Here is a 12,787-nt window from a genome sequence, read left to right as displayed (position 1 = left end):
GATTTAGGAGAAAGTCCATGAAATTGCCGATTTACCTTGATTACTCAGCGACCACCCCGGTTGATCCGCGTGTCGCGCAAAAAATGAGTGAATGCCTGCTGGTTGACGGAAACTTCGGCAACCCGGCCTCCCGTTCCCACGTATTCGGCTGGAAAGCTGAGGAAGCGGTCGAGAACGCTCGTCGCCAAGTTGCTGACCTGGTGGGCGCTGACCCACGCGAGATCGTCTGGACCTCCGGTGCTACCGAGTCCGACAACCTGGCAATCAAGGGCGCGGCGCATTTCTACGCGACCAAAGGCAAACACCTGATCACCACCAAGATTGAGCACAAGGCTGTCCTCGACACCATGCGCCAACTGGAGCGTGAAGGTTTCGAGGTTACCTACCTTGAGCCAACCACCGACGGTATCGTCACCTCGGCCATGATCGAAGCCGCTCTGCGTGAAGACACCATCCTGGTTTCCGTGATCCACGTGAACAACGAAATCGGCACCATCAACGACATCGAGGCCATCGGCGAGCTGACCCGCTCCAAGGGCATCCTGCTGCACGTCGACGCTGCTCAGTCCACCGGCAAGGTCGACATTGACCTGTCCAAGCTGAAAGTCGACCTGATGTCGTTCTCGGCCCACAAAACCTACGGTCCTAAAGGCATCGGCGCCCTGTACGTGAGCCGCAAGCCTCGCGTGCGTATCGAAGCCACCATGCACGGCGGCGGTCACGAGCGCGGCATGCGTTCGGGCACCCTGGCGACCCACCAGATCGTCGGCATGGGCGAAGCTTTCCGCGTGGCCAAAGAAGACATGGCTGCCGAAAACGTGCGCATCAAGGCCCTCAGCGATCGCTTCTACAAGCAGGTCGAGAACCTTGAAGAGCTGTACATCAACGGCAGCATGACCGCCCGTGTACCGCACAACCTGAATTTGAGCTTCAACTACGTCGAAGGCGAGTCGCTGATCATGGCGCTCAAGGACCTGGCGGTTTCGTCCGGTTCGGCCTGCACCTCGGCCTCGCTTGAGCCTTCGTACGTACTGCGCGCCCTGGGCCGCAACGACGAACTGGCACACAGCTCGATCCGCTTTACGTTCGGCCGCTTCACCACCGAAGAGCAAATCGACTACGCCGCGCAGAAAGTCTGCGAAGCCGTCAACAAGCTGCGCGTTCTGTCGCCGCTGTGGGACATGTACAAAGACGGTGTCGACATTTCCAAGATCGAGTGGGCGGCACACTAAATATAGAAGCCGCCACCCAAGCTCTGTAGGAACGTGGCGGAAAACGCAGGCGTTTTTACAGGGTTCCAGAGCGGCCCTGATGAGTGAGGATTCAGTACCATGGCTTACAGCGAAAAGGTCATCGACCACTACGAAAACCCGCGCAACGTCGGCAAGATGAACGCGGAAGACCCTGATGTCGGCACTGGCATGGTCGGCGCTCCGGCGTGCGGCGATGTTATGCGCCTGCAGATCAAGGTCAACGACGCTGGCGTTATCGAAGACGCCAAGTTCAAGACTTACGGCTGCGGTTCCGCCATTGCCTCCAGCTCCCTCGCTACCGAGTGGATGAAAGGCAAGACCCTGGATGAGGCTGTCACTATCAGCAACACCCAGCTGGCCGAAGAACTGGCTCTGCCGCCGGTGAAAATTCACTGCTCCGTACTCGCAGAAGACGCTATCAAAGCGGCCGTTCGCGACTACAAGCAGAAGAAAGGCTTGATCTAAGCATTTGGCGACGAGTAAGGAGTCAACGATGGCTATCAGCATGACAGAAGCGGCTGCGCAGCACATTCGCCGCTCCCTGAATGGGCGCGGTAAAGGTGAGGGGATTCGTCTGGGTGTTCGCACCACGGGCTGTTCCGGCCTTGCCTACGTGCTGGAGTTTGTCGACGAGGTGGTTGAAGAGGATCAGGTGTTCGAAAGTCACGGCGAGAAAGTGATCATCGACCCTAAAAGCCTCACCTACCTGGACGGCACCGAGCTCGATTTCGTCAAGGAAGGGTTGAACGAAGGCTTCAAGTTCAACAACCCCAACGTACGCGGTGAATGTGGCTGCGGCGAAAGCTTCAACATCTGAGGCTATTTGTGGGTACTCCTTGTCATTTCGCTTTATTCGAGCTGCAGCCGAGCTTTCGGCTGGACCTCGAGCAGCTTGCCACGCGCTACCGAGAATTGGCGCGTGGTGTGCATCCGGACCGCTTCGCTGACGCTTCCGAGCGTGAGCAACGCTTGGCGCTGGAGCAATCGGCCAGCCTCAATGAAGCCTATCAGACGCTTAAAAGCCCCCCGAAACGCGCGCGTTACCTGCTCGCGATGAACGGTGGTGAGTTGCCGATTGAAGTCACGGTGCACGACCCGGACTTCCTGATGCAGCAGATGCAGTGGCGCGAAGAACTCGAAGACTTACAGGACGAAGCCGATGTGGCCGGTGTCGCAGTCTTCAAGCGCCGTCTGAAAGTGGCCCAGGATGAGCTCAACGAAAGCTTCGCAGCCTGTTGGGATGATGCAGCGCAACGTGAACAGGCCGAACGCCTGATGCGGCGCATGCAGTTCCTCGACAAGCTCACCTACGAAGTGCGCCAGCTAGAAGAGCGCCTCGACGATTAACCCAGTGCTGCCCGTGCACGCCTGATAGACAGATAAGACCTGATTACCATGGCCCTACTGCAGATCGCCGAACCCGGCCAAAGCCCTCAACCGCACCAGCGTCGCCTGGCGGTCGGGATTGACCTGGGCACCACCAATTCCCTGGTCGCCGCCTTGCGCAGCGGCCTGTCCGAGCCGCTGCCCGACGCCGATGGCCAGGTTATCCTGCCGTCCGCCGTGCGCTATCACGCTGACCACATCGAGGTCGGTGAGTCAGCCAAGCTGGCGGCGTCCTCCGATCCTCTGAACACCGTGCTGTCGGTCAAGCGCTTGATGGGTCGTGGTCTGTCCGACGTCAAGCAATTAGGCGAGCAGCTGCCGTACCGCTTTGTCGGCGGCGAATCGCATATGCCGTTCATCGACACTGTCCAGGGCCCAAAAAGCCCGGTGGAAGTGTCGGCCGATATCCTCAAGGTACTGCGCCAGCGCGCGGAAACCACCTTGGGCGGCGAACTGGTAGGCGCGGTGATCACGGTTCCGGCGTATTTCGACGACGCTCAGCGCCAAGCCACTAAAGACGCGGCGAAACTCGCCGGTCTCAACGTGCTGCGCTTGCTCAACGAGCCGACTGCGGCCGCTGTGGCCTATGGCCTGGATCAGCACGCCGAAGGCTTGGTTGCTATCTACGACCTGGGCGGCGGCACCTTTGATATTTCGATCCTGCGCCTGACCGGCGGTGTGTTCGAAGTACTGGCCACCGGTGGCGACACTGCCCTGGGCGGCGATGACTTCGATCACGCGATTGCCGGCTGGATCATCACCAGCGCCGGCTTGTCGGCCGACCTGGACCCGGGCGAGCAGCGTAATCTGCTGCAAACCGCCTGTGCGGCCAAAGAAGCGCTGACTGACGCCCGTTCTGTAGACGTTTCCTACGGTTCCTGGTCGGCTCAACTGACCCGCGAAGCGTTCGACGCGCTGATCGAGCCGATGGTCGCCCGTAGCCTTAAAGCCTGCCGCCGTGCCGTACGTGATTCCGGTGTTGAGCTCGAAGACGTCGCCGCCGTGGTCATGGTCGGCGGTTCGACCCGCGTCCCACGGGTTCGCGAAGCCGTTGCCGAAGCCTTTGGTCGCCAGCCGCTGACTGAAATCGACCCGGATCAAGTCGTCGCCATTGGTGCCGCGATCCAGGCTGATACCTTGGCTGGCAACAAGCGCGATGGTGGCGAATTGCTGCTGCTCGACGTGATCCCGCTGTCCTTGGGGCTGGAAACCATGGGTGGCTTGATGGAGAAGGTGATTCCGCGTAACACCACCATCCCCGTCGCCCGCGCCCAGGATTTCACCACGTATAAAGATGGCCAGACGGCCATGATGATTCATGTGCTGCAAGGCGAGCGCGAGCTGATCAGCGACTGCCGCTCCCTGGCGCGTTTTGAATTGCGCGGCATTCCGGCGATGGTTGCGGGCGCGGCGAAGATTCGAGTGACCTACCAGGTCGACGCCGATGGCCTGCTCAGCGTGGCTGCGCGTGAACTGGCCTCGGGCGTTGAAGCCAGCATCCAGGTTAAGCCGTCCTACGGCCTGACCGACGGCGAAATCGCCAAGATGCTCAAGGATTCGTTCCAGTATGCCGGTGACGACAAGGTCGCCCGCGTACTGCGCGAGCAGCAAGTCGACGCCCAGCGCCTGCTCGAAGCCGTGCAGGGTGCCCTTGATGCTGACGGCGAGCGCCTGTTGGATGCCGAAGAGCGCATGGTCATCGACCTGCAGATGCAGGAACTGGCCGAACTGATGAAAAGCACTGATGGTTATGCCATCGAGCAACAGACCAAGCGTCTGTCGCAAGTGACCGATGCTTTTGCCGCCCGTCGTATGGACCAGTCGGTAAAAGCCGCCCTGGCGGGACGCAATCTGAATGAAATCGAGGAATAATTAATGCCGCAGGTCATTTTTCTGCCACACGCCGAGCATTGCCCGGACGGTATGGTCGTGGAGGCTGAGACCGGCAAGTCCATCCTCGAAGTTGCCCATGACAACCACATCGAGATCGAGAGTGCCTGCGGCGGTGTCTGCGCCTGCACCACCTGCCACTGCGTAATTCGCGAGGGTTTCAACTCTCTGGAAGAAGCCGATGAGCTGGAAGAGGATTTTCTCGACCGCGCGTGGGGCCTGGAGCCGACTTCTCGCCTAAGCTGTCAGGCAAAGGTTGGGACTGAAGACATCACGGTCGAAATTCCGAAGTACTCGCTCAACCATGCGGCCGAAGCGCCGCATTGATTCAAGGAAGTGTCATGATTCTTAAATGGGTTGATGTGCAAGAGATCGCTATCCTGTTGGCCGACGGCAACCCGGATCTGGATCCTTACTCCCTGAACTTTGTAGCTTTGCGTGACATGGTCATGGCGTTGCCAGGGTTTGAAGATGAGCGGGATCGTGGCGGTGAAAAGGTCCTGGAAGCTATCCAGACTGCCTGGAAAGAAGAGCAGGACTGACGCCTCCCTTACGCAGTTAGGCAATACCCAATAACCCGCGTATAATTCGCGGGTTTAATTTTTCGTAAATTACCGTTTCTGGAGTTACACCATGGCTGTTCAACGTACTTTCTCCATCATCAAGCCTGACGCTGTTGCAAAAAACGTCATCGGCGAGATCACCACTCGTTTCGAAAAAGCCGGCCTGAAGGTTGTAGCTTCGAAACTCAAGCAACTGTCCAAAGCTGAAGCTGAAGGCTTCTACGCTGAGCACAGCGCTCGTGGCTTCTTCGGCGACCTGGTCTCCTTCATGATCTCCGGTCCTGTTGTTGTTCAGGTTCTGGAAGGCGAAAACGCTATCGCTCTGAACCGTGAGCTGATGGGCGCTACCAACCCTAAAGAAGCAGCTGCCGGCACCATTCGTGCTGACTTCGCTGAATCCATCGACGCCAACGCTGTTCACGGTTCGGACTCCGAAGCCGCTGCTGCTCGCGAAATCTCGTACTTTTTCGCTGCTACTGAAGTAACCGCTCGCTAAGCATCGGCTTAAAGAGTGAGGGTGAATCCATGACTACATCGACTGTAAAAACCAACCTGCTGGGTCTGACTCAGCCGGAAATGGAGAAATTCTTCGACTCAATCGGGGAGAAGCGTTTCCGTGCCGGTCAGGTAATGAAGTGGATTCACCACTTTGGCGTCGACGATTTCGATGCCATGACGAACGTCAGCAAGGCCCTGCGCGACAAGCTCAAGGTCATTGCTGAGGTCCGTGGCCCCGAAGTGGTCAGCGAGGACATCTCCAGCGACGGCACCCGTAAGTGGGTGGTGCGCGTGGCGTCCGGCAGCTGCGTCGAGACTGTGTACATTCCCCAGGGCAAGCGCGGCACTTTGTGCGTTTCGTCCCAGGCAGGCTGTGCCCTGGACTGCAGTTTCTGCTCCACCGGCAAGCAAGGCTTCAATAGCAACCTCACCGCCGCCGAAGTCATCGGCCAGGTGTGGATTGCCAACAAATCCTTTGGCAGCGTCCCGGCAACCGTCGACCGTGCCATCACCAACGTGGTGATGATGGGCATGGGTGAGCCGCTGCTGAACTTCGACAACGTGATTGCGGCCATGCATTTGATGATGGACGACCTGGGCTACGGCATTTCCAAGCGCCGTGTGACCCTGTCGACCTCAGGCGTGGTGCCGATGATCGATGAGCTGGCCAAGCACATCGACGTCTCCCTGGCGTTGTCGCTGCACGCACCCAATGACGCATTGCGTAACCAATTGGTGCCGATCAACAAGAAGTATCCGCTTAAGATGCTGCTCGAATCCTGCCAGCGTTACATGGCGACCTTGGGCGAGAAGCGTGTGTTGACCATTGAGTACACCATGCTCAAGGACATCAACGACAAGGTTGAGCACGCGGTCGAGATGATCGAGCTGCTCAAGAACACCCCGTGCAAGATCAACCTGATTCCGTTTAATCCGTTTCCACATTCTGGCTACGAGCGGCCGAGCAACAACGCCATCCGCCGTTTCCAGGATCAACTGCACCAGGCGGGCTACAACGTCACCGTACGCACCACCCGTGGTGAGGACATCGACGCCGCGTGTGGCCAATTGGTAGGGCAGGTGCTGGATCGCACCCGTCGCAGCGAACGTTATATCGCCGTGCGCGAACTTAACGCCGCCGAAGATTTGCCGCAAATTGCTGTGAATCGAATCTGAGAGAGGATCTCTATGCCCTTGCGCCTTGCGCTGCTTTTACTTTTTACCGGCCTCGTGGCCGGTTGTGTTTCATCGGGCTATGACAGCCCTTTGCAAACCGATAAAGGCCGTGATGAGGCGCGAGTGGCCTATGTGCAACTGGGCCTGGGTTACCTGCGCCAAGGTATGAGCGAGCAGGCCAAGGTGCCGTTGAAAAAGGCCCTTGAGCTGGACGGCGACGATGCCGACGCGAATGCCGCATTGGCCTTGGTGTTCCAGGCGCAGGCCGAGCCTGAGCTGGCCGATCAGTATTTCCAAAAGGCCTTGGCCGCGCGTCCTGCAGACCCTCGGCTGCTGAACAATTACGGCAGCTTCTTGTTCGCGCAGAAACGTTATGACCAGGCTTCCCGTTATTTCCAGCAAGCTTCCTCCGATGCCCTCTACCCGGAGCGGTCGCGGGTGTTCGAGAACCTTGGGGTCACCTCGGTGCGCCTCGGTCAGCGCGATAGCGCGCGTCAGCAACTGGAAAAAGCCCTGCACCTGAACAGTCGCCAGCCACGTGCGTTGCTCGAAATGGCTGAGATGTCTTACGAAGACAGGCATTATGTGCCGGCACGTGACTATTACGAGCGTTTTAGCCTGCTCAGCGGGCAAAATGCACGTAGTCTATTGCTCGGTGTGCGCCTGGCGACGGTTCATGAAGAACGCGACACGGCCGCACGTTTTGGCCAGCAACTCGAACGACTCTATCCCGGTACGCCGGAATATCAGCAATACCTGTCGGAGCAATGATGAAAGCGTCGCACCCGGAAGTTGTAGCAGCTAATCGCGTAAACCCAGGCGAGACCTTGCGTCAGGCCCGCGAAAGCAATGGTTGGTCGCTGGCAGAAGTGGCCCTCAAGCTCAATTTGACCACGACGTCTCTGGGCAACCTTGAAGCCGGCGCGTTCGACAAGCTGCCTGGGCATACCTTCTCCCGCGGCTATATCCGCGCTTATGCCAAGTTGCTGGGCATTGACCAGACCGTGCTGGTACAGGAATTCGACCAGTTCACCGGCACCGATTCCCAGGGCAGCAATGTGCATGGCCTGGGTCGCATCGAAGAGCCGGTGCGGGTTTCCCACACAATTTTGCGAATTGTCAGCCTGTTGCTGCTGATTGCCGTGATCGGCGGCGGTTTCGTCTGGTGGCAAGACCAGGCCTCCCAGCGCAGCAAGGACCTGACCAGCAACGCCATGGAGCACGTCGAAGTCGAAAGCGCTGACGGCACCACCCAAATTCATCCGCTGGACGAGCCAGAAGACCAGGCCGTTGCCGAAGGGCAGGCCGCGCCGCAAGCGCCGGCCACCGCCGAGCAGCCAGTGCCGGAAGCTGGCACTGCGCCTGCGGCCGCCGCCGTGACGGCTCCCACTGTGCCGGCAACCCCGGCCGCTCCGGCTGCCCAGGCCCACACACCCGCTGTCGCGGCACCGGCTCCTGTGGCCACCACGTCAGCTGCACCGGCAGCGCCGGCAGTTGCGCCGGCTACCGCGCCTGCGTTGATCGCCGGTGACGGGCATATCCAGATTACCTTCGTCGCTGACTGCTGGACGCAAGTCACCGATGGCAACGGCAAAGTGCTGTTTAGCGGTTTGAAGCGTAAGGGAGATACGCTTGACCAGGGCGGCAAGCCTCCTTTGACGCTGCGTCTGGGCTTTGCCCGTGGCGCGCAAGTGGTCTACAACGGCCAGCCTGTGGACGTAGCGCCGTTCACCAGTGGCGAGACTGCTCGCCTCAAGTTGGGACAATAGTCATGCACGGCGAATCTCCAATCAAACGTCGCGTATCGCGCAAGATCTGGGTCGGCTCGGTGCCGGTGGGTGGCGATGCCCCCATCGCGGTACAGAGCATGACCAACAGCGACACCAATGATGTTGCCGCCACCGTGGCCCAGATCAACCGTCTGGAAGCCGCCGGCGTAGACATCGTGCGGATTTCCGTGCCAGACATGGACGCTGCCGAAGCCTTTGGTCGCATCAAACAACTGGTCAAGGTGCCGCTGGTTGCCGACATTCATTTCGACTATAAGATCGCTCTGCGCGTTGCCGAGCTGGGCGTCGATTGCCTGCGCATCAACCCGGGCAACATCGGTCGCGAAGACCGTGTGCGCGCGGTGGTGGATGCTGCCCGTGATCGCGGGATTCCGATCCGTATCGGCGTCAACGCCGGTTCCCTGGAAAAAGACCTGCAAAAGAAATACGGCGAGCCGACCCCAGCCGCGCTGGTTGAATCGGCGCTGCGCCACGTTGAACACCTTGAACGTCTGAATTTTCAGGACTTCAAGGTCAGCGTAAAGGCTTCCGACGTGTTTATGGCCGTAGAAGCTTACCGCCTGCTGGCCAAGGAAATCGTGCAGCCGCTGCACCTGGGTATCACTGAAGCGGGCGGTTTGCGCTCAGGCACAGTGAAATCTGCGGTGGGTCTCGGTATGCTGCTCGCCGAAGGGATTGGCGATACTATCCGCATCTCCCTGGCGGCAGACCCGGTAGAGGAAGTGAAGGTCGGTTACGACATTCTCAAATCCCTGCATTTGCGTTCCCGTGGCATCAACTTCATTGCCTGCCCGAGCTGCTCGCGGCAGAACTTCGACGTGGTGAAAACCATGAACGAACTGGAAGGGCGCCTCGAGGACCTGCTGGTGCCGCTGGATGTTGCGGTGATCGGTTGCGTGGTCAACGGCCCGGGTGAAGCCAAAGAGGCGCACATCGGCCTGACAGGCGGTACGCCGAACCTGATTTACATCGACGGCAAGCCGTCGCAGAAGTTGACGAATGACAATCTGGTGGATGAGCTCGAAAGACTGATCCGCCAGAAAGCGGCCGAGAAGGTCGCGGCTGACGCAGCGCTGATCGCGCGCGGCTAAGAACGAATTTAAGGATTAGATGTGAGCAAGTCTCTGCAAGCCATTCGTGGCATGAACGACATCCTGCCGGAGCAGACGCCACTGTGGCGCTACTTCGAGAGCACGGTCGCGCGCCTGCTGGATAACTACGGTTACAAGCAGATCCGCATGCCGATCGTCGAGTTCACCGAGCTGTTCAAGCGCTCCATCGGTGAAGTGACCGACATCGTCGAAAAAGAGATGTACACCTTTGAAGACCGCAACGGCGACTCCCTGACTCTGCGTCCGGAAGGTACTGCCGCGTGCGTGCGCGCCGTGCTCGAGCATGGCCTCACCGGTGGTGGCCAGCCGCAGAAGCTGTGGTACATCGGCCCGATGTTCCGCCACGAGCGCCCGCAGAAAGGCCGTTATCGCCAGTTCCACCAGATCGGCCTGGAAGTGTTCAACCTCGACGGCCCGGACATCGACGCCGAGCTGATCGTGCTGACCTGGCGCCTGTGGGGCCTGCTGGGCATCCGCGACGCGGTCAAGCTTGAACTTAACAGCCTGGGCACCAGTGAATCCCGTGGCCGCTACCGGGTCGCCCTGGTCGAGTACCTGTCCGCCCACCTCGACAAGTTGGACGAAGACAGCCAGCGCCGTCTGAAAACCAACCCGTTGCGCGTGCTGGATACCAAGAACGCCGACACCCAAGCCGTACTGGTCGACGCGCCGAAAATGGCCGATTACCTGGACGACGAGTCGCGCATCCACTTCGAGGGCCTCAAGGCTCGCCTGGATGCGGCCGGTATTCCGTACGTGATCAACCCGAAACTGGTACGTGGCCTCGATTACTACAGCAAAACCGTATTCGAATGGGTCACCGACAAACTCGGCGCCCAGGGCACCGTGTGCGCCGGTGGTCGTTACGACGGCCTGGTCGAGCAAATGGGCGGCAAGCCGACCACGGGCGTGGGTTTTGCCATGGGCATCGAGCGGCTGATCCTGCTGCTGGAAACCCTGGAGCAGGTCCCGGAAGAAATCTCCCGTCAGGTGGACGTGTACCTGTGCGCCTTTGGCGAGGCCGCCGAACTGGCAGCCCTGGCCTTGAGCGAAAAAGTGCGCGACCAACTGCCGAACCTGCGCCTGCAGATCAATGCCGGCGCCGGCAGCTTCAAGAGCCAATTCAAGAAGGCCGACAAGAGCGGTGCGCTGTATGCACTAATCCTCGGCGATGACGAACTGGCCCAGCAAGTGATAGGTTTCAAACCCCTGCGTGGCCAGGGCGAGCAACAGAACATTGCCTTTGATGCGCTCGCCGCGCACTTGGCCACCTGCGTCGTGCAGGGTTGAAGCTGTCGAACAGCCGAATTTAGCGATTAAGGAGTATTGGGGTGTCGAGTACTGATGATGAGCAGCTGGCCGAGTTCAAGGACTGGTGGCAGCGTAACGGCAAGCCCCTGGTTACCGGCGGCCTGCTGGCTTTAGTGGTGGTGTTCGGCTGGCAAGCCTGGACAAAGTATCAGGCCAACCAGTCCCAAGGCGCCTCGATCCTCTATCAACAATTGCTGGAAACCACGCTGACGCCGGACGGCAAGCCTGATCCTGGCCAAGTGGCAGACTTGGCCGGCAAGCTGAAAGCCGAATTCGGCGGTAGCACCTACGCCCAGTACGGCAGCCTGTTCGTCGCGAAAGTTGCGGTCGACACCGGCAAGCTGGATGACGCAGCCACCGAGCTGAAGGCCATCGCCGACAAGCCGACCAACCCGACCCTGGGTGAAATCGCACGTCAGCGCCTGGCACAGGTGTTGGCAGCACAGAACAAGGCTGACGAAGCACTCAAATTGCTCGACGGCGATGCTGACAAAGCATTTGTGGCCACTCGTGAAGAGCTCAAGGGCGACCTGTTGGTCCAATTGGGTCGTACCGACGAAGCCCATGCTGCGTACCAAAAAGCCAAGGCGGCGCTGTCTGATGAAGCGGCGGTCGGTGGCTTACAAATCAAGCTGGACGACTTGGCCAAAGGGGATGCGTGACGTGATCCGTTGGAAACATGCAGCATTGCTGGCTCTGGCCATTCTGGCCGCGGGTTGCAGCAGCAACAGTAAAAAAGAACTGCCTCCTGCCGAGCTGACCAGCTTCAAGGAAGAAGTGGTCCTGCAGAAGCAGTGGAGCCGCTCCGTCGGTGATGGCCAGGGCGACCTGTACAACCTGTTGCAGCCGGCAATCGACGGCGACAACATCGTGGCCACTGACTCCACGGGCGTGATCATTGCCATGGATCGCATGAATGGCGACGTGAAGTGGAAGAAAGACCTCGAGCTGCCGGTTTCCGGTGGCGTGGGTGTCGGCTACGGCATGGTGCTGATCGGTACGCTTAAAGGCGACGTGGTTGCTCTGGACTCGGCGACGGGCGAAGAGAAATGGCGCGCTCGCGTGACCAGTGAAGTGCTCTCGGCGCCTGCCACCAACGGCGATATCGTCGTGGTGCAGACCCAGGATGACCGTGTGATTGGCTTGGATGCCTCCACCGGCAACCAGCGCTGGCTGTATGACAGCACCCCTGCGGTGTTGACCCTGCGCGGTACCAGTGGTCCGATTGTGACCAACAACCTGGCCGTCGCAGGCCTGTCGACCGGTAAAGTGGTCGCCCTGGATACTCAGAACGGCGTGCCGGCCTGGGAAACCCGTGTGGCCATCCCTCAAGGTCGTTCCGAGCTGGACCGCGTTGTGGACATCGACGGCGGCTTGCTGCTGTCGGGCGAAACCATTTACGTGGCCACTTACCAGGGCCGCGTTGCGGCGCTGGACCTGCAAAGCGGCCGCATCAACTGGCAGCGTGATGCTTCCAGCTATGCTGGTGTCGCCCAAGGGTTTGGCAGCGTCTACGTAAGCCTGGCGTCCGGCACCGTTGAAAGTGTGGACGAGCGTTCTACCACCGCACTGTGGAGCAACGACTCTCTGGCCCGCCGTCAACTGTCGGCACCGGAAGTGTTCTCCAGCTACGTAGCGGTAGGTGACTTCGAAGGTTACCTGCATCTGCTGAGCCAGGTGGACGGTCGTTTTGTCGGCCGCGAGCGTATCGACAGCGACGGCCTGCGTGCCCGTCCGCTGGTTGTGGGTAACATGCTTTATGTGTTTGGCAACAGCGGCAAGCTGCAAGCCCTGACCATCAAGTAAGA

General features: G+C 59.6%; 15 protein-coding genes. All 15 read left to right on the top strand.

Annotated elements, in window-relative coordinates; translation table 11 throughout:
• Nucleotides 1–17: 17 nt before the first annotated feature.
• The 15 genes from K0P33_RS26540 to bamB all read left to right on the top strand — a co-directional run bounded on the left by K0P33_RS26540 (nucleotide 18) and on the right by bamB (nucleotide 12,785).
• Entirely contained in the window at nucleotides 18–1,232 is a 1,215-nt protein-coding gene (locus K0P33_RS26540; RefSeq protein WP_242152402.1) for an IscS subfamily cysteine desulfurase, read from the top strand.
• Between the two features lie 99 nt (nucleotides 1,233–1,331).
• Complete coding sequence (gene iscU, locus K0P33_RS26535; protein WP_003175965.1) at nucleotides 1,332–1,718, top strand: Fe-S cluster assembly scaffold IscU; 387 nt, start codon at nucleotides 1,332–1,334, stop codon at nucleotides 1,716–1,718.
• Between the two features lie 28 nt (nucleotides 1,719–1,746).
• Nucleotides 1,747–2,070, top strand: coding sequence for an iron-sulfur cluster assembly protein IscA (gene iscA / locus K0P33_RS26530; RefSeq protein WP_003209680.1), 324 nt, complete (start codon nucleotides 1,747–1,749; stop codon nucleotides 2,068–2,070).
• Nucleotides 2,071–2,078: 8 nt separating this feature from the next.
• A complete protein-coding gene (gene hscB / locus K0P33_RS26525) occupies nucleotides 2,079–2,600 on the top strand; it encodes a co-chaperone HscB (protein WP_094949427.1) in 522 nt (173 codons plus the stop codon).
• 48 nt (nucleotides 2,601–2,648) lie between these two features.
• Nucleotides 2,649–4,511, top strand: coding sequence for a Fe-S protein assembly chaperone HscA (gene hscA / locus K0P33_RS26520; RefSeq protein ID WP_083356866.1), 1,863 nt, complete (start codon nucleotides 2,649–2,651; stop codon nucleotides 4,509–4,511).
• A gap of 3 nt (nucleotides 4,512–4,514) precedes the next feature.
• Nucleotides 4,515–4,856, top strand: coding sequence for an ISC system 2Fe-2S type ferredoxin (gene fdx / locus K0P33_RS26515; RefSeq protein ID WP_083356867.1), 342 nt, complete (start codon nucleotides 4,515–4,517; stop codon nucleotides 4,854–4,856).
• A 14-nt stretch (nucleotides 4,857–4,870) separates the two neighbouring features.
• A complete protein-coding gene (iscX, locus tag K0P33_RS26510) occupies nucleotides 4,871–5,071 on the top strand; it encodes a Fe-S cluster assembly protein IscX (protein WP_083356868.1) in 201 nt (66 codons plus the stop codon).
• A gap of 91 nt (nucleotides 5,072–5,162) precedes the next feature.
• Nucleotides 5,163–5,588 carry a nucleoside-diphosphate kinase gene (gene ndk, locus K0P33_RS26505; RefSeq protein WP_083356869.1) on the top strand — a complete coding sequence of 142 codons (426 nt, stop codon included), beginning with the start codon at nucleotides 5,163–5,165 and terminating at the stop codon, nucleotides 5,586–5,588.
• Nucleotides 5,589–5,617: 29 nt separating this feature from the next.
• The gene (gene rlmN, locus K0P33_RS26500) at nucleotides 5,618–6,766 is read left to right on the top strand and encodes a 23S rRNA (adenine(2503)-C(2))-methyltransferase RlmN (RefSeq protein ID WP_242152399.1); all 1,149 of its coding nucleotides are present in this window, start codon (nucleotides 5,618–5,620) and stop codon (nucleotides 6,764–6,766) included.
• A gap of 12 nt (nucleotides 6,767–6,778) precedes the next feature.
• Complete coding sequence (gene pilW, locus K0P33_RS26495; protein ID WP_094949430.1) at nucleotides 6,779–7,537, top strand: type IV pilus biogenesis/stability protein PilW; 759 nt, start codon at nucleotides 6,779–6,781, stop codon at nucleotides 7,535–7,537.
• Complete coding sequence (locus tag K0P33_RS26490) at nucleotides 7,537–8,535, top strand: RodZ family helix-turn-helix domain-containing protein (protein ID WP_242152396.1); 999 nt, start codon at nucleotides 7,537–7,539, stop codon at nucleotides 8,533–8,535. Before pilW ends, K0P33_RS26490 begins: the two co-directional genes overlap by 1 nt.
• Before the next feature lie 2 nt (nucleotides 8,536–8,537).
• Nucleotides 8,538–9,647 (top strand): flavodoxin-dependent (E)-4-hydroxy-3-methylbut-2-enyl-diphosphate synthase, encoded by a 1,110-nt coding sequence (gene ispG, locus K0P33_RS26485; RefSeq protein ID WP_094949432.1) that lies wholly within the window; start codon nucleotides 8,538–8,540, stop codon nucleotides 9,645–9,647.
• Nucleotides 9,648–9,668: 21 nt separating this feature from the next.
• Entirely contained in the window at nucleotides 9,669–10,958 is a 1,290-nt protein-coding gene (gene hisS, locus K0P33_RS26480) for a histidine--tRNA ligase (RefSeq protein WP_242152394.1), read from the top strand.
• Nucleotides 10,959–10,999: 41 nt separating this feature from the next.
• A complete protein-coding gene (locus K0P33_RS26475) occupies nucleotides 11,000–11,641 on the top strand; it encodes a YfgM family protein (protein WP_094949434.1) in 642 nt (213 codons plus the stop codon).
• The gene (gene bamB, locus K0P33_RS26470; protein ID WP_094949435.1) at nucleotides 11,634–12,785 is read left to right on the top strand and encodes an outer membrane protein assembly factor BamB; all 1,152 of its coding nucleotides are present in this window, start codon (nucleotides 11,634–11,636) and stop codon (nucleotides 12,783–12,785) included. The genes K0P33_RS26475 and bamB overlap by 8 nt, the downstream gene beginning before the upstream one ends.
• The last annotated feature ends 2 nt before the right edge of the window (nucleotides 12,786–12,787 follow it).

The sequence above is a fragment of the Pseudomonas sp. ArH3a genome (assembly GCF_022648765.1).
Taxonomy (GTDB): domain Bacteria; phylum Pseudomonadota; class Gammaproteobacteria; order Pseudomonadales; family Pseudomonadaceae; genus Aquipseudomonas.
This window is presented reverse-complemented; position numbering and strand designations above follow the sequence as displayed.